Annotated in this window: 22 protein-coding genes and 5 tRNA genes; 5 read left to right on the top strand and 22 right to left on the bottom strand. The window is 47.8% G+C overall.

The window, feature by feature from the left end; all coding sequences use genetic code 11:
* Positions 1-36: 36 nt before the first annotated feature.
* Both umuC and umuD read right to left on the bottom strand, forming a co-directional pair.
* Positions 37-1,296 carry a translesion error-prone DNA polymerase V subunit UmuC gene (gene umuC, locus HH196_RS11435; protein WP_169452399.1) on the bottom strand — a complete coding sequence of 420 codons (1,260 nt, stop codon included), beginning with the start codon at positions 1,294-1,296 and terminating at the stop codon, positions 37-39.
* A gap of 8 nt (positions 1,297-1,304) precedes the next feature.
* Entirely contained in the window at positions 1,305-1,736 is a 432-nt protein-coding gene (gene umuD, locus HH196_RS11430) for a translesion error-prone DNA polymerase V autoproteolytic subunit (RefSeq protein WP_169452237.1), read from the bottom strand.
* 82 nt (positions 1,737-1,818) lie between these two features.
* Between umuD and HH196_RS11425 the strand changes: the two genes are divergently transcribed.
* Positions 1,819-2,019, top strand: coding sequence for a hypothetical protein (locus HH196_RS11425; RefSeq protein WP_169452236.1), 201 nt, complete (start codon positions 1,819-1,821; stop codon positions 2,017-2,019).
* 16 nt (positions 2,020-2,035) lie between these two features.
* Here HH196_RS11425 and pgeF read toward each other — a convergent pair whose 3' ends face one another.
* Together pgeF and rluD are read right to left on the bottom strand one after the other, a co-directional pair.
* Positions 2,036-2,767, bottom strand: a complete 732-nt coding sequence (pgeF, locus tag HH196_RS11420; protein ID WP_169452235.1) for a peptidoglycan editing factor PgeF — start codon at positions 2,765-2,767, stop codon at positions 2,036-2,038.
* Positions 2,764-3,732, bottom strand: coding sequence for a 23S rRNA pseudouridine(1911/1915/1917) synthase RluD (rluD, locus tag HH196_RS11415; RefSeq protein ID WP_169452234.1), 969 nt, complete (start codon positions 3,730-3,732; stop codon positions 2,764-2,766). Before rluD ends, pgeF begins: the two co-directional genes overlap by 4 nt.
* Before the next feature lie 127 nt (positions 3,733-3,859).
* On the opposite strand from rluD, the gene HH196_RS11410 reads away from it, so the two are divergent.
* Positions 3,860-4,825 (top strand): outer membrane protein assembly factor BamD, encoded by a 966-nt coding sequence (locus HH196_RS11410; protein ID WP_169452233.1) that lies wholly within the window; start codon positions 3,860-3,862, stop codon positions 4,823-4,825.
* A 79-nt stretch (positions 4,826-4,904) separates the two neighbouring features.
* On the opposite strand, the gene HH196_RS11405 is transcribed toward HH196_RS11410, so the two are convergent.
* Positions 4,905-5,570, bottom strand: coding sequence for a response regulator transcription factor (locus HH196_RS11405; protein ID WP_169452232.1), 666 nt, complete (start codon positions 5,568-5,570; stop codon positions 4,905-4,907).
* A 140-nt stretch (positions 5,571-5,710) separates the two neighbouring features.
* Positions 5,711-7,663: an acetate--CoA ligase gene (acs, locus tag HH196_RS11400; protein WP_169452231.1), complete on the bottom strand. Its 1,953-nt coding sequence runs from the start codon at positions 7,661-7,663 to the stop codon at positions 5,711-5,713.
* 764 nt (positions 7,664-8,427) lie between these two features.
* On the opposite strand from acs, the gene HH196_RS11395 reads away from it, so the two are divergent.
* A tRNA-Arg gene (locus HH196_RS11395) sits at positions 8,428-8,504 on the top strand.
* An 86-nt stretch (positions 8,505-8,590) separates the two neighbouring features.
* On the top strand, positions 8,591-9,538 hold the full coding sequence (locus HH196_RS11390) for a diguanylate cyclase (RefSeq protein WP_169452230.1): 948 nt from the start codon (positions 8,591-8,593) through the stop codon (positions 9,536-9,538).
* A 74-nt stretch (positions 9,539-9,612) separates the two neighbouring features.
* On the opposite strand, the gene HH196_RS11385 is transcribed toward HH196_RS11390, so the two are convergent.
* The 6 genes from HH196_RS11385 to HH196_RS11360 all read right to left on the bottom strand — a co-directional run bounded on the left by HH196_RS11385 (position 9,613) and on the right by HH196_RS11360 (position 16,465).
* Positions 9,613-10,182, bottom strand: coding sequence for a response regulator (locus HH196_RS11385; protein WP_169452229.1), 570 nt, complete (start codon positions 10,180-10,182; stop codon positions 9,613-9,615).
* A gap of 174 nt (positions 10,183-10,356) precedes the next feature.
* Entirely contained in the window at positions 10,357-11,658 is a 1,302-nt protein-coding gene (locus tag HH196_RS11380) for a sodium ion-translocating decarboxylase subunit beta (protein WP_169452228.1), read from the bottom strand.
* Positions 11,659-11,674: 16 nt separating this feature from the next.
* Entirely contained in the window at positions 11,675-13,456 is a 1,782-nt protein-coding gene (gene oadA / locus HH196_RS11375; RefSeq protein WP_169452227.1) for a sodium-extruding oxaloacetate decarboxylase subunit alpha, read from the bottom strand.
* A 42-nt stretch (positions 13,457-13,498) separates the two neighbouring features.
* Positions 13,499-13,738, bottom strand: a complete 240-nt coding sequence (locus HH196_RS11370; protein WP_169452226.1) for an OadG family protein — start codon at positions 13,736-13,738, stop codon at positions 13,499-13,501.
* Between the two features lie 345 nt (positions 13,739-14,083).
* Positions 14,084-14,818: an RNA methyltransferase gene (locus HH196_RS11365; RefSeq protein ID WP_169452225.1), complete on the bottom strand. Its 735-nt coding sequence runs from the start codon at positions 14,816-14,818 to the stop codon at positions 14,084-14,086.
* 18 nt (positions 14,819-14,836) lie between these two features.
* Positions 14,837-16,465 (bottom strand): NAD(P)/FAD-dependent oxidoreductase, encoded by a 1,629-nt coding sequence (locus HH196_RS11360; protein WP_169452224.1) that lies wholly within the window; start codon positions 16,463-16,465, stop codon positions 14,837-14,839.
* A gap of 180 nt (positions 16,466-16,645) precedes the next feature.
* On the opposite strand from HH196_RS11360, the gene rlmE reads away from it, so the two are divergent.
* On the top strand, positions 16,646-17,266 hold the full coding sequence (gene rlmE, locus HH196_RS11355; RefSeq protein WP_169452223.1) for a 23S rRNA (uridine(2552)-2'-O)-methyltransferase RlmE: 621 nt from the start codon (positions 16,646-16,648) through the stop codon (positions 17,264-17,266).
* Between the two features lie 348 nt (positions 17,267-17,614).
* Here the strand turns inward: rlmE and HH196_RS11350 are convergent.
* The 10 genes from HH196_RS11350 to HH196_RS11305 all read right to left on the bottom strand — a co-directional run bounded on the left by HH196_RS11350 (position 17,615) and on the right by HH196_RS11305 (position 24,556).
* A tRNA-Arg gene (locus HH196_RS11350) sits at positions 17,615-17,691 on the bottom strand.
* 23 nt (positions 17,692-17,714) lie between these two features.
* A tRNA-Arg gene (locus HH196_RS11345) sits at positions 17,715-17,791 on the bottom strand.
* A gap of 40 nt (positions 17,792-17,831) precedes the next feature.
* Positions 17,832-17,908: transfer RNA gene (locus tag HH196_RS11340), tRNA-Arg, on the bottom strand.
* 10 nt (positions 17,909-17,918) lie between these two features.
* Positions 17,919-18,008 (bottom strand) — tRNA-Ser (locus tag HH196_RS11335).
* A 61-nt stretch (positions 18,009-18,069) separates the two neighbouring features.
* Positions 18,070-18,258, bottom strand: coding sequence for a carbon storage regulator CsrA (gene csrA / locus HH196_RS11330; RefSeq protein ID WP_169452222.1), 189 nt, complete (start codon positions 18,256-18,258; stop codon positions 18,070-18,072).
* Between the two features lie 101 nt (positions 18,259-18,359).
* Positions 18,360-19,595 (bottom strand): aspartate kinase, encoded by a 1,236-nt coding sequence (locus HH196_RS11325; protein WP_169452221.1) that lies wholly within the window; start codon positions 19,593-19,595, stop codon positions 18,360-18,362.
* Positions 19,596-19,628: 33 nt separating this feature from the next.
* Positions 19,629-22,223, bottom strand: coding sequence for an alanine--tRNA ligase (alaS, locus tag HH196_RS11320; RefSeq protein WP_169452398.1), 2,595 nt, complete (start codon positions 22,221-22,223; stop codon positions 19,629-19,631).
* A gap of 202 nt (positions 22,224-22,425) precedes the next feature.
* Positions 22,426-22,914 carry a regulatory protein RecX gene (locus HH196_RS11315; protein WP_169452220.1) on the bottom strand — a complete coding sequence of 163 codons (489 nt, stop codon included), beginning with the start codon at positions 22,912-22,914 and terminating at the stop codon, positions 22,426-22,428.
* Between the two features lie 34 nt (positions 22,915-22,948).
* A complete protein-coding gene (gene recA, locus HH196_RS11310) occupies positions 22,949-23,998 on the bottom strand; it encodes a recombinase RecA (protein WP_169452219.1) in 1,050 nt (349 codons plus the stop codon).
* An 81-nt stretch (positions 23,999-24,079) separates the two neighbouring features.
* A complete protein-coding gene (locus tag HH196_RS11305; RefSeq protein ID WP_169452218.1) occupies positions 24,080-24,556 on the bottom strand; it encodes a CinA family protein in 477 nt (158 codons plus the stop codon).
* Between the last annotated feature and the right edge of the window lie 103 nt (positions 24,557-24,659).

Raw genomic sequence — 24,659 nt, 5'->3', positions numbered from 1 at the left:
AAGGGGTTAAATAAAAATATAGCGACATTTTTTTCACTATTTAACGCTTGGTAGCTCTAACCAACTGGTCGTATATCGCGGCGACAGCATCTCTCGCTTCATCTCCCAAGCCCCCGGTGACACTTTGCGAGCAAACTGAACATAGCCCGTTTTACGATTAATCTCATCCAAGGTTGTCATCAATGAACGACTCCGCGTATCTGCTTCAGCGCACTCAAAAAGGGTCTGCTGCACTCTATTGGGATCTGAAAAATCACTGAGCATGACCCCCGCCTTGGCAAACTCATATCCATCCGCCCAGATACGATCAATCAAACGCATCGCTGTGGCCAGCAGTATTCGGGTATCGGCGGTCGGAACAACCAAGCGCTCACTGGTGGCGTTAGTGTAGTGCGGCACATGCTTAGCAAAAGGGCTGGTACGTAAAAAAACCTGCAAATGCTGGGCTACTTGTCGCTCTTTACGTAGTTTTTCTGCTGCACGGGTAATAAAACCGGTAATCGCTTTGCGCATATCCGCACGCTGCGTCACCCGTTCACCAAACGAGCGCGACACGACAATCTGCTGCTTAACCGGCGGTAGATCATCAAAGGGGATGCAGGCTGTGCCATTAAGCTCAGTTAGAGTGCGCTCTAGTACCACTGAAAAGTGTTTTCGAATCCATTTAGGATCCGCATCGGCCAACTCTAGTGCCGTTTGAATCCCCATCTCATTGAGTCGTTTTGCTATCCTCGGCCCCACACCCCAGATATCCCCCACCTCAGTAATAGCCATCAACTTTCGCTGTCGCTCAGGATCAGTAAGATCGACCACACCACCAGTTGCAGGAAAGGATTTAGCGCCTCTGTTGGCAAGCTTTGCTAGGGTCTTGGTTGTGGATATTCCGACACAGACGGGAATACCCACATCCTTCTCAACCTTATACTTGGCGAATCGACCAAACTCCTCCAGCGAATAGTTCGCTTGTAGACCAGTAAGATCCATAAACGCTTCATCAATGGAGTAGACAAACACCCTCGGCGCTATCGACTCTAAGGTATTCATCACTCGCGCAGAGATATCACCATAAAGGGTGTAGTTAGATGAGAAGGTGCATACATCATGCTCCTCAATAACATCCTCTATCTTAAAGCGCGGCGCTCCCATCTTGATGCCAAGGGCTTTCGCTTCTGCACTACGAGCGACGGCGCAACCATCGTTATTGGAGAGCACAATCATCGGCACACCGACTAGATCCGGCCTAAATAGACGCTCGCAAGAGACATAGAAGTTGTTGCAGTCGACTAACGCAATAATCTGGGACACTAACGCAGCACCCTTACAACACTCACCACCACGCCAAATACCTGCAGCTCACACCCCTCTTTAATATCAATCGGCGAGTAGCGTCGATTCTGCGGAATCAGCCTTACCCTTGGCTTTAGCTGAAGTGTTTTCACGGTCATCTCGCCACCGACACTGGCAATAACGACATCGCCGTGCGAGGCGGTCAATGAGCGATCAACCACCAAGACATCTCCCTTAAAGATACCGACGCCATCCATAGAGTCGCCATCGACCCTCACGAAATAGGTCGCATTGGGATGTTTGATACAGAGCTCATTAAGACTGAGTGTTTTATCAATATAATCCTGTGCCGGCGATGGAAAACCAGCTGGCACGCTCTCTGTATAAAAAGGAATTTTTAAATGGTCAGCGGATAGATCGACCGCTTCAGCAATCTGTGTGACGCTCATGCTCTTGCCACCTGAATATATTTAACTATAATACTGTACGTATAAACAGTATATGTCGTTCTATTTATTTGAGGCAATACAGATGTTAAAAACACCCTACAGTTATACCGAAGCGCTACGCTCCTATGCGGACCAGTGGACAGAGGCGCAGATCAAAGAGGCGATAGAGGATGAGAAGCGACTGCTACGTGATAACTCGCTATCCGATCTCGCTGTAGAGAACAGCCAACAGATTGTTGAGATCTACCACCAGGTATTAGAAGAGAAATTTAACGCGGCTTAACAGAGCCTAATGGCGATTACTCAATCCAGATTAGGCTAGCCATACGGCCTGTTACAGCTTCACGACGATAAGAGTAGAAACGATCTGCATCACTGAAGGTGCAAAAATCTCCACCATAAATAGCGGTTACACCCGCACGCTGAAGACGCAACCGTGCCAGTTGATAGATATCAGCAAGCCAGCGATCTGAATGAGATGGACTCACTTTAAAGGCTGTTTCTGCTTCAGGCATATCCGCAACAAAGGCATCATAGACCTCCTGCCCTACCTCAAACGCTTCAGGACCAATAGCAGGTCCTAACCAAGCATAGAGCGAATTAGGCTGTTCAAAGGTAGCAACCGTTGCCTCTAAAACACCAGACACCAAACCGCGCCAGCCAGCATGAGCTGCAGCCACTTGTGAGCCATCAGAATTGGTTAAAAACACCGGCAGACAGTCTGCCGTCATAATGACGCAAGCAACGCCCTTATCTCGACTAAACAGCGCATCTGCTTCACGCACGATTGAGTCACTCTTCGCTTCAATCACCTGCCTACCGTGAACCTGTTTCAACCACTGCGCTGGCTGCTGTAAATTAAGATGCGTTAATAGACGCTGACGATTCGTCGCTACACTGACAGGGTCATCGCCAACATGATCACCCAGGTTAAGCTGATTGTAAGGAGCTTCACTTACCCCGCCTGTGCGTGTTGTAGTGACTGCTTTAACAGAAGCAGGCGCAGGCCAATCAGCCCAAATTAGATTCATAGCTCGTAATCAAACTTCGAAGCATCACGATCAAGAACCGAGAGAAGTCGCTGGAAATCATCTGGTAGATCGATCTCCCAACTGCAATGCTCGCCTGTGAATGGGTGCCACAACTCTAGCTTCTTAGCGTGAAGTGCCTGGCGACGGAAATGCTTTAACGTCTCCTGCATGCGCTCGCTACAGTTTTTAGGGAGACGGAAACGGCCACCGTATAGCTGGTCACCCACGAGCGGATAGTTGATATGCGACATATGGACACGAATCTGGTGGGTACGACCCGTCTCAAGCTTCAAACGAATGTGGGTATGGTTGCGGAACTTCTTGAGTACACGATAGTGAGTGATCGCCTCTTTACCTAGGCCAACCACTGCCATCTTCTGACGATGCTTACTGTGACGCGCCATCGGCTCATCGACGGTACCACCGCCAATCATGACACCCTGTACAACCGCTTCATACTCACGCCCCATACTGCGATCTTGCAACTGAGCAACAAGGTCAGTTTGTGCCTGAATCGTTTTCGCCACCACCATCAAACCGGTAGTGTCACGGTCAAGACGGTGCACAATACCAGCACGTGGTACCTGCGCCACCTCAGGTGCATGATGAAGTAGTGCATTCATCAGCGTACCATCAGCGTGACCCGCCGCAGGATGCACAACCAACCCCGCGGGTTTATTAAGAACAAGAATGTGCTCATCTTCATAGATGATATCGAGCGGAATATCTTCACCCACGTGTTCTTCGATCAGAGCAACTGAGGCATCAACAACAATCTTCTCGCCACCCAATAGTTTTTCACGTGGGCGCAAGACCTTACCATCAACCGTCAACTCACCCTCTTTGATCCAGTTCTGTAGGCGCGAGCGAGAGTAATCTGGAAAGAGCTCGGCAACAGCCTGATCAAGACGTTTACCAAATAGTTCACCGGGAACGATTGCTTCTAACTGAATCTTTTCTGACATTGTTAAATATCTAACTCTAAGAGTGTTTTGGTTCGGGTAGCTGTGTGTTTAAATAGCCAATGGATGCCAAGTATATATGAATACGGGCTGTTGCGCTGAGTCGTGACTTTGATTTTAGGAATTGGTAATGCGTTTAACAAAACTTCTTGCAACTCTCTTCATCACTAGCGCACTGATTGGCTGCAGTAGCGATGGCAAAAAAGTCGAAGCGGATATTCCGGAAGACCAGCTTTACGAACAAGCACTGAGTGCTATTGATGCCGGCAACAACAACCTAGCTGTAGAAAAACTGCAGTTACTTGAAGCTCGCTACCCATTTGGCCGCTACTCTGAACAGGCACAACTTGAGCTGATTTATGCTCACTTTAGATTGAGCCAAAACACCTCGGCAGCTGCGGCAGCGGACCGTTTCATTCGTCTCCACCCAAATCACGACAACGTAGACTACGCCTACTACATGAAAGGACTCAGTGCATTCGAAGCAGAGCGCTCGTTCTTCGCTAAATACCTACCTATCGATGTAGCACAGCGCGATCCAGGTGCTGCCCGTGACTCTTTCGATAGCTTTACAACGTTGATCAACCGCTTCCCAGACAGTGAGTATGCTGCTGATGCACAGCGTCGCATGCAGTACCTCAAAAACCGTCTAGCAACTTATGAGATTCATGTTGCTATCTACTACATGAAACGCCAAGCCTGGCTAGCAGCAGCAAACCGTGGTCGCTACGTCGTTGAGAATCTGCAAGAGACCCCTGCTACTTCTGATGCACTAGCGATTATGGTTGAGGCCTACACAGAGCTCGGCCTTACTGACCTTGCCAACAGCAGCAAAGCGGTACTTGCTAAGAACTTCCCAGATTACGAAGTACGTTCGTTTAAAGAGCCGCGCAATGACCTTATCTACACAGCAAGCTTTGGCCTTCTAGGTGAAGGAACTGAACTTGCTGAACCGATTCAACCAACCAGTCCTGTTGCTCGTCCGGTCCGCGCTGATGAAGCAGTTATAGCACCAACTGTAAAGGGTAGCAGCGACGCGGCACAACCGGCAGAGCGCTCGTGGTTCGATCGCATTACCTTTGGTGTGTTTGAATAAGAAGTGCCGAATTTAAAAGTCTAAATAAGAGACATTAAAAAGCCCGCAACTCAGCGGGCTTTCTTGTAGCTTTTAGCTATTAAGCGTCAGTCTTCGGTGGCTCAACACCTAAACGCTGAGCTGCGATAACAGCCTGGGTACGGCTGTGCACACCCAACTTGCGAAGAATCGCTGTAACGTGCGCTTTGATAGTCGCTTCAGATACATTCAAATCATATGCGATCTGCTTGTTTAGAAGCCCCTCAGTTAGCATCGTCAATACGCGGAACTGCTGTGGCGTTAGCGAAGCAATCGCTTCTGCAAACTTCTGATCTTCATCAGTCACTAGATCATCCATCGACTCTTCTAGCTCTTGCGGTAGCCACTCATCACCCTGCAATACTGCAACGATCGCTTCTGAAATAGTCTCAAGTGGGGATGATTTAGGAATGAAACCAGAGGCACCGTAGTCGATAGCGCGCTTCATCACGTGAGTCTCTTCACTACCTGATACAACAATCACAGGCACACCTGGATGCTGACCACGAAGGAAAACAAGACCTGAGAAGCCCTGCGCACCGGGCATGTGAATATCTAGCAGCACTAGATCCGCATCACCGTTCTGTTCGACCGCCTCTTGTACCGACTCAAGGGTGTCAGCCTCAATGATAGTAACGCCGGAAACCGCCTGACTAACTGCCTGCTTAAGCGCAGCACGAAATAGTGGATGATCGTCAGCGATAATAATTTTTTGAGCTAACTGCATAACCTTCTCCAAAGAGCGAAACATAACAATAAGCAGTAAAAAAGCTTATTGGGATAAGTTAATCGAATATTGTCTGATATTCCAGTTTCATGACAAAAATAAAAACCCCGCAGAGGCGGGGTTTCATCATTTAAAAGCTATTAGCTCTTACGGTTCATGCGGTTTGCAATGAGATCATCAACCACACTTGGATCCGCAAGTGTAGAAGTATCACCCAATGCACCGAAATCATCTTCAGCAATCTTACGCAGGATACGACGCATAATCTTACCTGAACGAGTCTTAGGTAGACCTGGCGCAAACTGGATTAGATCTGGTGATGCGATAGGACCGATCTCAGTACGAACCCAGTTACGTAGCGCAACTTTAAGCTCATCAGAGGCTTCAACACCCTCCTGAAGAGTCACGTAACAGTATATACCCTGACCCTTAAGATCATGTGGGTAACCTACTACCGCAGCTTCGGCTACTGTCTCGTGAGCTACAAGAGCAGACTCGACTTCGGCAGTACCCATACGGTGGCCTGATACGTTGATTACGTCATCGACACGACCTGTGATCCAGTAGTAACCATCTTCATCGCGACGCGCACCATCACCTGTAGTGTAGTAGCCAGAGAAGCTTGAGAAGTAGGTTTGACCAAAGCGCTCATGATCGCCCCAAATAGAACGAGACTGGCCAGGCCAAGAATCTTTGATGACAAGGTTACCTTCACCGGCACCTTCAATCTCTTTGCCATCGTTATCTAGCAGCGCTGGCTGTACACCGAAGAATGGACGAGTTGCCGAACCTGGTTTAGTTGCAGTAGCACCTGGTAGAGGCACGATCATGATGCCGCCAGTCTCTGTCTGCCACCAAGTATCGACGATAGGACACTTGCCACCACCCATTACGCGGTTGTACCACTCCCAAGCTTCAGGGTTGATTGGCTCACCCACAGAACCTAACAGTTTAAGAGATGACAGATCTGAATCGCCAAGTACATCTTCACCTTTCTGCATCAACGCACGGATTGCAGTAGGTGCAGTGTAGAACTGGTTAACCTTGTGTTTTTCGATAACGCGACCGAAGCGGCTCATATCTGGGTAGCTTGGTACACCTTCGAACATTAGCGTCGTAGCACCGTTAGCAAGCGGGCCATATACGATGTAGCTGTGACCTGTTACCCAGCCTACGTCAGCCGTACACCAGTAGATATCGCCTTCCTGGTAATCAAACACATACTGGTGTGTCATTGCAGCGTATACCAGGTAACCGCCGGTAGTGTGCTTAAGACCTTTAGGTGCGCCTGTAGAACCCGAAGTGTAAAGAATGAATAGTGGATCTTCCGCATTCATCTCTGTTGGCGGGCAATCAGTTGATGCTTTAGCCATCTCAGCTTCGTAAGAGACATCGCGGTGGTCGTGCCATGCACAATCCTGATCGACACGATTCACTACGATAACTCTCTGACAGTGTTTAGCAGCTTCTGGGTTAGTTAGCGCCTCATCAACGTTCGCTTTAAGAGGAACAGCTTTACCGCCACGTAGAGAGAAGTTACAGGTAACAACTACTTTAGAGCTTGCACCTTCGATACGTGCAGCTAGTGCGTCAGGTGAGAAGCCACCAAATACGATTGAGTGCACAGCACCAATGCGCGCACAGGCAAGCATCGCAACTGCAGCTTCAGGGATCATTGGCAGGTAAAGGGTAACCACATCACCCTTATTAACACCCTGCGCTTTAAGCACGTTAGAGAACTTACAAACCTCTTCGTGAAGCTGACGGTAGGTGATTTTTGCATCTTCTTCAGGGCTATCACCTTCCCAAATAATCGCAACCTGATCACCACGAGTAGCAAGGTGGCGATCTAGACAGTTAGCAGCAACGTTAAGCGTGCCATCTTCAAACCAACGAATATCAACGTTATGGGTATCAAAAGAGGTGTGTTTAACCTTAGTGAATGGTTTGATCCAGTCAACACGTTTAGCCTGTTCGCCCCAGAACGCATCTGGATTCTCTACAGACTGTTTGTACATCTCATTGTATTTAGCTTCATCAGCATGCGCAGTGGCAGCAAACGCAGGAGAAACTGGATAGATCTTTTCGCTCATTACTGTCTGTCCCTTGATATTTTTAACTTCACACCTCTTAACCAAAACTATGGATGAGGTGAATTTTAAAGACCCGTAAGTTATAGCCTTCCTAAGCCCAAGTCAGAATTAGACATTGGTCTGTTTGGGCTCGTCTTTTGGTCTAAGAGTTAAATAAAAATCAACAAAACGGCAAATAAACGCAAAGTTTATATGGGTTTATAAACCAAAGTTTATAGCCTTAGTCTTGTATCAGAAGGATCATCAAAGAGAATAAGAGATGTAGATGCAAGTAAGGTTTAGTCATATGAAAGCTCTGAAAATCGCTGTTCTATTTTCATCATTAGTCTCTCCATTAGCCTTAGCCGAATTTAAAAGTTATCGATGCGAAGATATTTAGAGAGTCGGATTCGATGAGAATTTCAAAGAGCAACATCTAGATACATTCGAGTTTGCCCTACACGTAGAAATTGAGAGCGGAAAGGTTCAAGAGAACAGGCGCATCGATCTTCACGAACCCGATTGTGAAATACGAAAATCGCTCACCGGATCTCGTATAACTCTCTCCTGCACTAATGAATTCAAAACCAGCAACTTTCATTTCCATATGGACAAAGGTACCTATGTTCGATCAGCTGTAATGCATCACGACGAAGTATACCTTGCACATGGTAACTGCGAAGAGGCTATATAAACCGTTTTGTTAGAAACAGTGAGGAGTCGCTGTTAAAACTCTATAGCGATTGAGCTATACTCGCGCCCTGTCGCTAATAAAACGGCAAAACGCCCTAGTAGCTCAGCTGGATAGAGCAATCCCCTCCTAAGGGATAGGTCGGACGTTCGAATCGTCTCTGGGGCGCCATCTTTTTTTCATTCGTCATTTGACAGATCTCAGACCCTTGACTATACCTAAGTAGACATTAGTGACCTCAAGGACATTTCAGGCATATGAGCTTCAATGACTCCCGCTACTTAGACCGCACTGAAGCGGCAAAAATTCTCTGTGTAGATGACGAAGAGTCAGTTGTTAACTCTTTGAGACGTCTGCTCCGTTCAAGCCACTATGAGGTGATTGGATTCACCTCTGCAATTGAGGCAATCAACTATCTAGAGGCACACGAAGTTGACCTCATCATTTCAGACATGCGCATGCCTGAGATGAGCGGCGATAAGTTTCTAGCACGCGCCTCTGCAATCGCTCCGCATACGGTTCGCATATTGCTGACCGGCTACTCCGATTTTGATGCAACCATCAGCGCAATAAATGAGGGACGTATCCATCGCTACATGGCGAAACCTTGGGACAATACCGAGTTGGTTCGGATTATCGGTGAGGAACTGGTACAGAAGCAGCGTGAAGATGAACGTCGCAACTACGACTCTCTAGTGAAGTCACTGGTCGTAACAGACTCTGTGACGGGCTTACTGAATCGCCAAGCACTGCTAGACCAGGTTGAGGCGCAGGCAATTGTCGGTACTTCACTTCCAGGCGTGGCACCCTCTTATCTGGTACTACTCGATATCGACAACTTCAAAACTATTGTGGAACGCGTAGGACCACAGACAAGTGACGATGTGCTTAAACTGGTTGGCAGACTACTGACCTTCAACCTTCGCTCTGGCGATATAGTTTCCCGCGTTGAAGGCGATTGCTTTGGTTTAATGATCAACCAGTTTGCAGCAGAAGATTGTATCAGCGGGATCATGGAGCGTGTTCGTACTAAGATAGCTTCTCGCACCTATCTGGTTAGAAATCAGAAGATTGATATCACCATCTCGCTGGCAGCCAAAGCGATAGATATAGGGGATGATCCAGAGCAGCTATTCGAGTCCGCTATGCTTGGACTTAAACGAGCTAAAAAAGAGGGTAAGAATCGATCTGAGATCGCTTACTAAGCTCAATGATAGCGCTCAAAAAGATGCCGACTTGTTAGCCGGCATTTTTATTGGATTAATGATAGAGAGCTTCGTTAGTCACGTACTTCAGCCCCTAAAAGCTTGCCGATCACATCGACCAACTCTTGGTTCTCAAAGGGTTTGTTGAGGACTGCATCAGCACCTAAGTCGATCGCCTTTTGCAACGCTTCAGATCCCAGTGCTGAGATAACTAAGATTTTAGTACCCTGAATCTCTGGTGTCTCGCGGACAAAGCTTAAAACGTCATAGCCGCTCAGACCCGGCATGCTAAGATCTAGCGTCATTAGCAGTGGGCGCTCTTTCATCAACTTAGTGCCCGCTTGGAATCCATCAGCTGCCACCTCAGCGACTAAGCCATGGGTTCTCAACACGCGCTGGATCGCTCGCGCGATAGCCGGTTCATCATCCACAACCAATACTTTGCGATTCTCTTCTTGAAGCTCAGGAGGAATGGGAATGTCGTGTTCGACCAAAAATGCGAGAAAATCCTCTAGGCGTACACGATTATTACCGCGCCCTGGGAGCTTGAATCCTTTGAGTGCACCACGTTCAATCCAACGAATCACTGTTCGCAGGTTTACATCACATAGTTTGGCAATCTCACCCGTGCTTAGCGTCTTCATTTATCTATTCCGTCCACGTCGCTGTTCGCGTTTTTATCTCTATTGCATTCAGCATAGACCAAAATTTAAGAATGAAAGTCACTTTTTGCAAATAAGTTAATTTTTTTCCAATAGCCACAAATGTCAGATACAAAAAAGGCGCCATCAGGCGCCTTCTATAGGTGGCTTTATGGATTAACCAACAAACTTGATCATAACGCCTGCTGCAACGGCTGAGCCGATAACACCAGCCACGTTTGGACCCATTGCATGCATCAACAGGAAGTTCTGAGAGTTAGCCTCAAGACCCAGTTTGTTAGATACACGAGCGGCCATAGGCACAGCTGATACGCCTGCAGAACCAATCAATGGGTTGATTGCGTTACCACCTTCAAGCTTGTTCAGCATTTTAGCCATCAAAACACCAGCAGCTGTACCGATACCAAACGCGATGATACCAAGCACAAGAATACCGAGTGTCTGCACGTCCAAAAACTTGTCAGCACTCAACTTAGAACCTACAGATAGGCCTAGGAAGATAGTCACGATGTTGATCAGTGCGTTTTGTGCCGTATCACTTAGGCGATCTACCACACCACACTCACGCATCAGGTTACCGAAACAGAACATACCCAATAGTGGTGCTGCATCTGGAAGCAGCATAGCAACCAGAATTAGAAGCAAGAGTGGGAAGATAATCTTCTCTGTTTTAGATACATGACGTAGCTGACGCATTGCGATCTTACGCTCACTTTCAGTCGTCAATGCACGCATGATTGGCGGCTGAATGAGTGGCACTAGAGCCATGTAAGAGTACGCAGCCACAGCAATTGCACCAAGCAGTTGCGGCGCTAGCATACTAGCAACGTAGATAGCCGTTGGACCATCTGCACCACCGATAATACCAATCGCAGCAGCATCCTGAATCGTGAAATCCATGAAGCCCAACTCAGTCAGACCTACTGCACCGAGCACGGTAGCAAAGATACCAAACTGAGCTGCAGCACCAAGGAAAAGCGTCTTAGGGTTAGCTAGCAGTGGACCGAAGTCAGTCATTGCACCCACACCCATGAAGATAATCAAAGGCGCAGCGCCAGATGCGATAGCAACTAGGTAGAAGTTGTACAACATACCATTGTTGTAGCCACCATCCTGAGCAGCAATAGCCGCAGCGTTATGCACAGAAGCATTAGCTCCATGATAGGCATGCAGGATGTCATGAGGATCTGTACTAGTGATACTGAGCGCATTCGCTATAGCCTGAAGCACTTCAGGCTTAGCAAAATGGACTGCGTTTTCAACTGCAGAGAATGCAAGACCCGCTTCTGGAATATTCGCAAGAATGCCACCAAAACCTATTGGTACTAGGAGCAGCGGCTCAAAATTCTTACGGATAGCCAAATACAACAGCACCAGACCGATAACCATCATGGTTACCTGGCCAGCGGAGACGTTGTAGATGCCCGAGGCGGTCCAAAGATCTATGATCTTTTCCATTTAGGATCTACCTTGATTAAGCCAAAGTCACAAGCGAATCACCAACCTGAACGGCGTCGCCTTCTTTAACATCAACTGAAACGATAGTGCCCGAACGAGCAGCACGCACTTCCGTTTCCATCTTCATCGCTTCAAGAATGACTAGGACATCACCTTCCTGAACAGCCTGGCCTTGAGCAACTTCAACTTTCCAAATATTACCGGCAAGTGGAGCTGGAACAGCTTCACCTGCACCCGCCGCTGGAGCAGCAGCTGGCGCGGCTGATGGTGCCGCAGCTACCGCAGTGATATCGCCACCTTCTGCAACCTGAACTACGTAGTTCTGGCCGTTAACAGTGATTGTGTAAACTTCTGGTCCTGATTTCTTAGGTGCAGACATAGCGCGTGCGTCCTCTAGTGTAGGTGCGGGCTCAAATGCATCTGGGTTGCCGCGGTTTTCAAGGAATTTAAGGCCGATCTGAGGGAATAGTGCGTAGGTAAGAACATCATCGATCTCACGCTCACCAGACTCTAGGGAGATACCCTTCTCAGCAGCAATTTCTTTAAGTTCATTAACTAGCTTATCCATCTCTGGTTTAAGCATATCGGCAGGGCGACAAGTGATCGCTTCACCACCATTAAGAACTTTTGCTTGAAGTTCAGCATTGTAGGCAGCCGGTGCAGCACCGTACTCGCCTTTAAGAATACCCTGAACCTCTTTAGAGATAGTTTTGTAACGCTCACCAACAAGTACGTTGATTACAGCCTGGGTACCAACGATCTGTGATGTTGGAGTTACCAGAGGAATGTAACCAAGATCTTCACGTACACGAGGGATCTCTGCTAGCACTTCGTCAAACTTATCTGCAGCACCCTGCTCTTTAAGCTGGCTCTCCATGTTTGTCAGCATGCCACCAGGAACCTGCGCCACAAGAATACGGCTATCAGTACCACGAAGTGAGCCTTCGTATTTTGCGTACTTCTTACGTACTTCACGGAAGTAAGCTGCGATCTCTTCAAGTGCGTTTAGATCAAGACCTGTATCACGATCTGTACCAGCAAGAGCTGCAACAACAGACTCAGTAGCTGTATGACCGTAAGTCATCGACATTGAGGAGATAGCTGTATCAACGCGGTCGATACCCGCTTCTACCGCTTTCAGAATCGTCATATCCGAAAGACCAGCAGTTGCATGGGCATGAAGCTGAACTTCAAGGCCTGTCTGTGCTTTCAGACGAGAAACAAGGTCATAGGCACCGTATGGGGTCAAGATACCAGACATATCTTTAATTGCGATCGAGTCAGCGCCCATATCTTCAAGCGTCTTCGCGTAGTCCACCCACATATCGATAGTGTGAACAGGGCTAGTCGTATAAGAGATAGTACCCTGAGCATGCTTGCCAGTTTGCTTAACTGCAGCGATAGCTCGTTCAAGGTTACGCGGATCGTTCATCGCATCAAAGATACGGAATACATCGATACCTGATTCAGCTGAGCGCTCAACGAAGCGATCTACCACATCGTCAGCGTAGTGACGGTAACCCAAAAGGTTCTGACCACGAAGCAGCATCTGCTGACGTGTATTTGGCATTGCTGCTTTTAACTCGCGAATACGAGTCCATGGGTCTTCACCAAGGTAGCGAATACATGAGTCAAAAGTTGCACCACCCCAGCTCTCTAAAGACCAGTATCCGATCTTGTCGAGTTTCTCTGCGATTGGCAGCATGTCATCAAGACGTAGGCGAGTAGCAAAAAGTGACTGGTGAGCGTCACGTAGCACTACGTCTGTAATACCAAGAGGCTTTTTAGCTTCAGACATAAAAGGCAATTCTCTCTGGTTAATGGATAGGCTAGGCCTAACTTATTTACGGTACCTATGAACAGCAGCAGCGATAACCGCAGTTAGCTGATCATTATTAGCAGTTGCACCCACGGGCGCAGCTTTCGCTTTGGGTTTAGCCGTCACTACCGGTTCAGGTAGGTACTTGGTCACAAGCTTAGATGCTAAGCCTGTCACAAAAACCAAAAGGGTAAGGAATACGAAAACGAAACCCATACCATAGACCATCAATCCTAGGCCTTCTGATAAAAGATCATCCATTCGCAATGCTCCTAAATAGTTTTCAAATTATGACGCGTTAACACGACGTCTCTTAAGGCTAAAACAGCCTCCAAAGCAACTTATTGGGCACAAATAGCCCACCCAAGATTGCTTAGTAGCGTGACTTTATCCCACATGGCAAAAAGGTTCGCAACCCCGCTTAACGTGTAAATATTTTACATAAAGGTCGCAATTTTAACTTACTGGTCAACTTACCTGCTGACATCCGCGAAACAACTGGGCTGGGGATGGCGTGTTTGTGCAACTTACCACTTTAGTTACATCTTCGACTAAATGATGATTAGTACCAAAAAGTTTCAGCGGGAAAGCAATCCAATCCCTTCTCTATCTCTGCCGCTCGTAGACGCTCAAACTAACAGCGGTTCCAAGGTTAAGCGACTCAATCAGGCCGGCACCTGAAATGGTGAATGGCTGCGCATTCAATTGTGTAAGCAGTTGATGCGGAACGCCACGCGCTTCGTTACCAAATATATAGCAGTCGCACTGCTTGAAAGCATCAGAGCTTAGCGCACCACCCTGCATATCTAGGCACCCAATATCTGAGTAACGACCCGCTAAGCTCTCAATTGGAACATCAAGTTCAATAGGTACATGAAAAATCGCCCCCATACTGGCACGAATGACTTTAGGATTGAATGGATCGACACTACCTGGACTGAGCAAACAGCGATAACCACCAAACCAGGCCAGAGTACGAAGAATCGTACCCAGATTACCCGGATCTTGAATTTCATGGAGGTAGATAGCGACTTCGGACTCCATAGTTGATGAATGAGCGGGCGGCTGAATAGCATCAATAGAAACCAAAGCAAGAATCCCTTGCGGACTCTTCGTAGCACTAATGGAGCTCATCTGCTTTGGAGTAATGTGATGAATTTTGAAATCAGAAATCCAATCAGAGTATTGATCGGTCAGATAGAGCTCGGCAGAACAGAGACTCGCCTGGTTCAATGCAGCCTTTTGAAGCTCCAAAACTAGGTGTTCACCCTCAATTAGACAGTAGCCTAGCTCTGTTCGGTATTTTTTCTGCTGGAGCTTTTTAATCGATTCAAGATTCATGGATAACCCTATCTGGTCCTAAAGCGATTGATCTTGGAATTGCTTAACCATATCGAGGGCCAAGGCTTCAGCAACCTTAATCCCATCAATACCTGCAGACAAAATACCGCCTGCATAGCCTGCACCCTCACCTGCAGGATAGAGTCCACGCACATTTAAACTTTGTAGCGATTCAGTATCACGTGGAATACGAATCGGAGAAGAAGTACGTGTCTCGATACCTGTTAACACGGCATCATCACGATCAAAACCACGAATCTTCTTACCAAATGCCGGCAACGCTTCTCTAATTGCTTCGATTACATAATCCGGGAGCGCTTTAGCGAGATCACCAAGTTTCACGCCAGGCTGGTACGAGGGAATAACCTCACCCAACTCGCTCGAAGCTTCACCGCGAATAAAATCACCCACTAACTGAGCTGGCGCGCTGTAGTCACAACCGCCCAATTGATAGGCAACAGACTCCAACTTCTCCTGCAGCTCAACACCAGCCAATGGACCACCCGGGAAATCTTGTTCTGGATTGATACCAACTACAATGCCCGCGTTTGCATTGCGCTCTTTACGAGAGTACTGACTCATTCCGTTAGTCACAACACGCCCCTCTTCAGAGGTCGCTGCAACCACCTGTCCACCAGGACACATACAAAAGCTGTAAACAGCACGGCCGTTTTTAGCGTGATGGATTAACTTATAGTCTGCAGCCCCTAACTCTTCGTGGCCAGCATACTTACCTAAGCGTGACTTATCGATCATCGTTTGCGGGTGCTCTATGCGGAAGCCAATTGCGAAGGGTTTAGCTTCGATCTGAACATCTCTCGCATGTAACATTCTGAATGTATCTCGAGCACTATGCCCAAGAGCGAGAACAACATGACGACTCTTCAGCTGACTGCCATCAGAGAGTTCAACACCTGTAACCTGGCCATTATCTAATAGGAGATCCGTCACCTTAGATTCGAAGCGAATCTCGCCACCCAGGGCTTGTATCTGTTCGCGCATCTTTGCGACAACACTTGTCAGACGGAAGGTACCGATGTGCGGTTTATTAACGAAAAGAATATTTTCGGGCGCGCCGTACTCAACGAATTCACGCATCACCTTGCGTCCGTAAAACTTCGGATCCTTAACCTGACTGTAGAGCTTGCCATCAGAGAATAGACCGGCCCCGCCCTCACCAAACTGCACATTAGACTCTGTCATTAGCGTGTTCTGGCGCCAAAGAGCCCAAGTATCTTGGGTACGTTGACGCACGTTTCGGCCACGCTCCAGCACAATCGGATTGAAACCCATCTGCGCCAGAATCAACGCAGCAAACAGACCACAAGGACCGAAACCAATCACAATCGGCCTCTCAGCTAACCCTTCTGGTGCAACCGCGACAGGATAGTAGGCTGTATCAGGGGCAGGACCAACATGGACATCATCGGCAAAACGGGCAAGCAGTGCCGTCTCGTTAGAAACTTCAAGATCGATGATGTAGACAAAGGTTATCTCTGTGTTTTTCTTTCTCGCATCGTAGCTTCGTTTAAATATAGTAAAGTCGATCAACTCACCCTCGCCTATCCCAAGACGAGTCAGGATTGCTTCACGCAGTGCATGTTCAGCGTGATCAAGTGGGAGTGCGAGTTCAGAGAGACGAATCATGTGTTGTTTCCGAGGCAATAGAGGCAAAATTTCAACTTCGAAATTATACCCCCCACCCCTGCCAAAGTCAGGCACTGACTCCCAACAACCGAAAACGTTTCAGGATGAGCCTAAGGATCTCTTTGGCGACACCCCTAGCTACCGGTATAATGGCGTTTTCATTTTGAATTCGAAACGAACATGGCTAGATCCAAAAGTAGCGGCCGCTGGCTCAAAGAACACGTCAACGACCCCTTCGTAAAGCAGGCACAAAAAGATGGTTATCGCTCGCGTGCCAGTTACAAACTGATAGCACTTAACGAGCGGGATAAGTTGATCAAGCCTGGCATGTTGGTCATAGACCTTGGCTCAGCACCCGGCGGCTGGTCGCAGGTTGCCTCCAAGATGGTTGGTGACTCAGGCAAGCTGATAGCATCAGACATTCTGCCGATGGATGCCCTACCCGATGTTGATTTCATACAAGGCGATTTCACTGAAGAGTCGGTATTCGATGAAATTATGGCTGTTATCGCCGACAGACCTGTGGATGTCGTCATTTCAGACATGGCGCCCAACATCAGCGGTGTAAACTCTGCAGATCAAGCAGGTTCTATCTATCTGATCGAGCTTGCCCTCGATATGGCACAGCGTGTCCTAAAGCCAAATGGTAGCTTTGTAGCCAAAGCATTCCAGGGTGAGGGATATGATGAGTTTGTTCAGCTCGTGCGTGATCAGTTTCAGAATGTTTTTATTCGCAAACCAGAGGCCTCTAGAGCGCGGTCGCGTGAGGTTTATGTTGTTGGTAAGGGGTTTAAGGGGTAGTTCGCGACTTGAGCGCAACTTGATAGCGGATGACAGGCTGAAGGCCAGTCACCGCAGCTCCGTAGCCAGACCAATGCTCTGGTGACCGGCTTTAGCCTGTCATCCGCTTTTTCAGGGTTTTTCAGGAACCGGGGGGTTGGGCTATAAAAAACGGCTAAGGTACTCTTGCGGAAGACTTCGGGAGGCACGATTGGCTCGGGCTTCCTGCCCTCGGGGCTTCGCCCCAGCCTGCGGCTGCGCCAATTTGTTCCAGACAAATTGGTCGAACGTGCACTGGCACGTGGAATCGGCTGGGCAAAGCCCAGTTCAATAAAAAAGCCACCTCAAGGGTGGCATTTTTATTGAATATGGCGCGCCCGGCACGATTCGAACGTGCGACCGCCTGGTTCGTAGCCAGGTACTCTATCCAGCTGAGCTACGGGCGCGAAATGGGTGTTGCGGTACTGAATGGCGCGCCCGGCACGATTCGAACGTGCGACCGCCTGGTTCGTAGCCAGGTACTCTATCCAGCTGAGCTACGGGCGCTGATTCAGTAATTCGTTGTTATCTTTGAGATGATTTAAGATGGCGCGCCCGGCACGATTCGAACGTGCGACCGCCTGGTTCGTAGCCAGGTACTCTATCCAGCTGAGCTACGGGCGCTTATCTTAAATGGCGGAACGGGAGGGATTCGAACCCTCGATACGGGTTAACGTATACACCCTTAGCAGGGGTGCGCCTTCAGCCACTCGGCCACCGTTCCTTTACAACGGCGCGTATAGTACAAGACGGGCCGTTAAAGTTAAACCTTTTCTATGAAAAAGTTACGAGTTTTCTCTCGCTTCACCCTCTTCATCGAGGATTCGCTGATAGATCTCTTCACGATGTACAGAAATGTCATCAGGTGCGTTAACACCTAAACGTACTTGATTACCCTTAACACCCAGAACAGTTACTGAGATATCGTCTCCGATCATAAGGGTTTCACCAACACGGCGGGTAAGAATTAACATCTAGCGCTCCAAAGTCCATTTAATGGCGTTTGACTGGGCCGAACCATTCAGCCCAGTAATCTTTATCAAATTGAGTCTAGCCCAGATTTCAAATTACGCCACTATTCTGCAACATTTTCTGCCTGATCTAAGTCGAAAGTAGAATGCAGCGCGCGTACAGCAAGCTCCATGTACTTCTCTGAGATCACAACAGAGACTTTAATTTCAGAGGTAGAGATCATCTGAATGTTGATATTCTCTTGTGCAAGTGTTGTGAACATTTTGCTCGCAACACCCGCATGTGAGCGCATACCAACACCTACGATAGAGACTTTAGCAATCTTGTTATCGCCCTTCACTTCACGCGCTTTGAGCTCGGTAGAGATGGTATTCAAGATTGATAGCGCTTTATCGTAATCGTTACGGTGTACGGTAAAGGTGAAGTCTGTTGTCTGGTCTGCAGCTACGTTTTGAACAATCATATCAACTTCGATGTTCGCGTCGCTGATAGGGCCAAGAATGCGTGAAGCTACGCCAGGCAGATCAGGCACACCAAGTACTGTTAGCTTTGCTTCGTCACGGTTAAACGCGATACCAGAGATAATTGGATTTTCCACGTTGTTATCATCCTCAGTAGTAATCAGTGTGCCGCCACCATCTTGGAAGCTCGACAGTACACGTAATGGAACTTTGTATTTACCAGCAAATTCAACAGAGCGAATCTGAAGAACTTTAGAGCCGAGACTTGCCATCTCGAGCATCTCTTCAAATGTAATCTTATCTAGGCGACGCGCGCTCTCAACGACACGCGGGTCAGTGGTGTAGACACCATCAACGTCAGTGTAGATCTGACACTCATCCGCTTTTAGAGCTGCAGCCAGTGCTACACCGGTAGTATCAGAACCACCACGACCTAGGGTTGTGATGTTGCCTTCGTCATCCATACCCTGGAAACCAGCAACCACAACCACATTACCTGCATCTAATTCAGCACGCATAACTGTGGTATCGATATCCTGAATACGCGCTTTAGTATGTGCGCTATCAGTGTGGATACGAACCTGACCACCAGTAAATGAACGAGCACCAAGACCACGTTTTTTTAGGGCCATTGAGAGCAAAGAGATAGTTACCTGCTCTCCAGTTGATACAAGCACATCATATTCGCGTGGATCAGGTGTTTCCTGAATCTCTTTAGCCAAACCGATTAAACGGTTTGTCTCACCGCTCATAGCTGAGACTACAACGACGATGTCGTGTCCCTGCTCTTTAAAGCGCTTAACTTTGTCTGCAACAGCTTCGATACGTTCAACTGAACCTACTGAAGTGCCACCATATTTCTGTACGTATAAAGCCATTTCTCTATCTATCCAATAAGAGTCGGTCTTAACTTAGCCAGCTGCTCTAACGAGATCAGCCACACTAGCAATTGCTTTTGGCAATGCTGCCACATCGGTACCGCCGCCCTGAGCCATATCAGGACGACCGCCACCCTTACCACCCAACTGCGTAGCTAGATCACGGATCAGATCACCGGCCTTCACTCGACTAGTTAGGTCAGCTGTAACACCAGCTACCATGCTCACTTTGTCGCCATCCTTAACAGCAAGAACAACAACACCTGAGCCCAGTTTATTTTTCAATTGATCGAGTAGATCACGTAGCGCTTTAGGCTCAACACCCTCAACTTCAGTTGCGAGTACTTTGATACCATCAACATCCACTGCGGCTGAGATCAAATCACCACTCTGAGCTGATGCTAATTTAGCATTCAAACGCTCGATCTCTTTTTCAAGATCACGTGTACGTGAGTTGAGTGACTGGAACTTAGCAACAACAGAGTCACGCGAGCCTTTGACCATCGACGAGAGCTCAGCAAGAATCTCTTCACTCTGCTCAAACCACTGCATTGCAACCTGACCGGTAACAGCCTCAATACGACGGACACCCGAGGCAATGCCTGATTCAGAGATAATCTTCATCAAACCGATATCGCCAGTACGCTTCGCATGCGTACCACCACATAGCTCTACCGAGAAGTCGCCACCCATAGTGAGAACACGTACTTCGTCATCATACTTCTCACCGAAGAGCGCCTGAGCACCCTTAGCTTTTGCAGCATCAATGGCCATGATCTCAGTTTCAACAGCACTGTTAGCACGAATTTCTGCGTTAACAATCGCTTCAACCTGCTTTAGCTCTTCTGCTGTAACTGCTTCAAAATGAGAGAAGTCAAAACGCAGACGCTCATCATTACAGAGCGAGCCTTTCTGTTGTACATGATCACCCAAGATGCGACGAAGTGCTTCATGCAAAAGGTGAGTCGCAGAGTGGTTAAGAGCAGCAGCCAGACGACGCGCTTTATTAACCTCTGCAACAACCTGATCGCCAACCTTGAGAACACCTTCAGCAACAGAGCCATGGTGTAAGTGGTTACGACTCTCTTTAGTACAGTTAACAACCGAGAAGCTTCCACGATCCCAGTTCAACGAACCTGTGTCACCGACCTGGCCACCCGATTCTGCATAGAACGGGGTACGAGCCATCACAACGATACCTGACTCGCCAGCGCTTAATTCAGAAACAGACTCGCCATTCTTGTATATCGCAGAGACAGCTACACGATCTTCAAGATGTTCGTAGCCGCTAAACTCAGTCTCACCGGTAAGCTCAAGCTTATCGTTGTAATCAACGCTGAAAGAGCCAGAAGCGCGCGCACGCTCACGCTGTGCATCCATAGCCGCTTCGAACCCTTCCATATCAAGGGTAAGCTCACGCTCACGCGCAACATCCGCAGTCAAATCAACTGGGAATCCGTAGGTATCGTAAAGCTTAAATACCGCTTCACCTGGAACGACCGCGCCATTAAGGCCAGCAATAACCTCTTCAAGAAGGGCGATACCGTTATCTAGAGTACGAGCAAACTGCTCCTCCTCTTTTGCAAGTACACGCTCAACCTGATCCTGCATCTTTGCAAGCTCTGGGTAAGCTTCACCCATCTCTTTAACGAGAGGAGCAACAAGCTTGTAGAAGAATGCCCCTTTAGCGCCCAACTTATTACCATGACGAATAGCGCGACGAATAATACGACGCAACACATAACCGCGGCCTTCATTCGATGGTGTAACACCATCAGTAATCAAGAATGAACATGAGCGGATATGGTCGGCAATTACACGCAGTGACTTGCTATCACGATCCTGAGTTCCGACAGCTTCAGCTGCTGCGGCAAGAAGATTCTGGAACAAATCGATCTCGTAGTTACTATGCACACCCTGCATAACAGCAGCGATACGCTCAAGACCCATACCGGTATCAATAGATGGACGCTCAAGCGGCGTCATTTGTCCATCAGCAGAGCGGTTGTACTGCATGAATACAACGTTCCAAACCTCGATGTAACGATCACCATCCTCTTCAGGCGAGCCTGGTGGGCCACCCCAAATTTCTGGACCGTGATCGAAGAAGATTTCAGTACAAGGACCACAAGGACCTGTGTCACCCATTGCCCAGAAGTTATCTTCATCTAATTTTGAGAAACGCTCTGGGTCGATACCCATGGTCTCTTTCCAGATCTTTTCAGCTTCATCATCGCTATGGTGAACAGTTACCCATAGACGCTCTTTAGGAAGACCTAGAACCTCTGTCAGGAAGGTCCAAGCAAAGCGGATCGCATCCTCTTTGAAGTAGTCACCGAAACTGAAGTTACCCAACATCTCAAAGAAGGTGTGGTGACGAGCGGTGTAACCAACGTTTTCAAGGTCATTATGCTTACCGCCGGCACGCACACAACGCTGAGCAGTGGTCGCGCGTGAATAGTTACGCTTATCATCGCCCAAAAAAACATCTTTAAACTGAACCATGCCCGCATTGGTAAAAAGCAGCGTAGCATCGTTTCCAGGGATCAACGGACTTGTTGGAACCACCTCGTGGCCCTGACCCTTAAAGTAGTCAAGGAACGCTTGGCGAATCTCCGCGCTGGTCATCTTTTTCATAGGTTTGAACCAAGTCTCAATCTTCAAAAAATGGTCGCCGATAGTTAACAAGCACCCAATAAGACGCAAGCTCGGCAAAATAGCGCGTAATTATATACAAAGAGCGAGGTAGTTCGAAGAGGGGAAGCTGATTTTCACGCGATTTCGCTAAGCACAGCGAAGAACAGGACAGTGTTTAGAATTAAAACTAGGTTCAGAGCCACTCATCAGGATCTTGCTGCTGGTATCGCAGAGCGAAGGATATCTCATCAAAGCCAAATCCACGCCCAGCCATATGACGCATCCATTTAGCCTTCTCTTTTTGGTCTCTGGCCGCAACTAAGCCAAATTTTCTGCGCAAATACTCCAGCGCTAACTGCTTAGGATCCGACTCTTGTGAGGCTAAACAACGCTTTATGAGCTGCTCATCGACCCCTTTACGCTTGAGATCAAAGATAATTTTGATTGCACCCTGACCCGATTCACTTTTTTGGCGAACATAGATTTCAGTAAAGCGCTGATCTGACTGATAGCCATCCTCAACCATTTGCTTAAGAACTTTTTCAACCAGCTCGACCTGCTCGGTTCTTCGAAGCAGCTTGTCGCGCAACTGTTTTTGAGTGCATTCTTGACGCGCCAGATAATTAAAAGCTAATGCTCGGATCTCTGACTCTTTTTCAAGTGGGAAATTAGATTTAGACATAATAAAAAGGGGTCTTTCGACCCCTTACAACTTCTTAAAATTCTAACCCTGCGTTGCTCTCACCAGCATCGGCATCGTCAGCTTTTCCTTTTTTAGGAGCCGCTAGCAACTGATTTCGAATTTCAGCTTCGATCTCTTTTGCAATCGCTGGATTCTCTTCAAGGAACTTCGCAGCATTAGCTTTACCCTGACCAATCTTATCGCCATTGTAAGCATACCAAGCACCGCTCTTATCAATCAGCTTTTGCTGCACACCAAGGTCGATTACTTCACCCATATGGTAGATACCGCTGCCATACATAATCTGGAACTCAGCCTGACGGAATGGTGGTGCAACCTTATTCTTAACAACCTTCACGCGTGTCTCGTTACCGGTGATTTCATCACCCTGCTTCACAGCACCTGTGCGGCGAATATCTAGACGAACTGATGCGTAAAACTTAAGTGCGTTACCGCCAGTTGTTGTCTCTGGGTTACCGAACATAACACCAATTTTCATACGGATCTGGTTGATGAACACCAACAGACAGTTTGACTGTTTCACTGTACCGGTAAGCTTACGCAGTGCCTGCGACATCAAACGAGCCTGCAGGCCTACGTGAGAGTCACCCATCTCGCCTTCGATTTCCGCTTTTGGTGTAAGTGCTGCAACTGAGTCGACGATGATTACATCCACTGCACCTGAGCGCACCAACATATCAGTGATTTCTAGCGCCTGTTCACCAGTATCTGGCTGCGAAACAAGAAGCGCATCTACATCAACACCCAGTTTCTCGGCGTAGATAGGATCCAGTGCATGCTCAGCATCAACGAATGCACAGGTTTTACCAACACGTTGCGCTTCTGCGATTACTTGCAGAGTCAGTGTTGTTTTACCAGAAGACTCCGGACCATAGATCTCAACGATACGACCAAAAGGCAGACCGCCAATACCCAGTGCGATGTCTAGTCCTAGTGAACCCGTTGAAACTGATGGGATAGCTTCACGCGGTTGATCGCCCATGCGCATGACTGCGCCTTTACCAAATTGGCGTTCGATCTGAGATAGTGCAGCATCAAGTGCTTTTTGACGATTCTGATCCATGAGTAGTACCTCAACTAAAATACTGTATTAATAACCAGTATTTAATCACAGATCTGAAAGATTGCAAGCTTGAGTTTAAAATTAATCCTGCAGGTAGCTCACAAGCCCCGTCACTGCAGCCTCCACAGAACTTTTTCTGACCGCTTCTCGGTTGCCAGCGAATTGGAATTTCTTAACTAGAACTGGTTTTTTCTTCATTCCCCAAGCGATATATACAGTACCGACTGGCTTAATATCCGACCCACCGCCAGGTCCTGCTATCCCTGTTACGGAGATTCCAACATCCGCATTTGTATTTGCTAAAAGACCTGTAACCATCTCTGTCGCCACTTCATGACTGACAGCTCCATAAGTTAATAACGTATCACTATTAACACCTAAAAGTTTCTGCTTAGCTTCGTTGGAGTATGAGACTACAGCACAATCAAACCACTCAGAACTTCCAGCAACCGATGTGCAATACTCTGCAATACCACCGCCGGTGCAAGACTCAGCTGTTGCCAACATTAAACCTTTCGACCTCAGGGCTTCAGCAATATTTGACAACTCGTTTTCCATCAACCCTATCTCCCTAAATTTTGCTATCTTGGTTTCATGTTCTAGGTTTCTTGCTCTTGGTTTATCAGCCCTAGCTAGGCTTTTTACGATCCAAGGTTCCCTA

The organism is Marinobacterium sp. LSUCC0821 (assembly GCF_012848475.1).
Classification (GTDB): Bacteria; Pseudomonadota; Gammaproteobacteria; order Pseudomonadales; family Balneatricaceae; genus Marinobacterium_E.
This window is presented reverse-complemented; position numbering and strand designations above follow the sequence as displayed.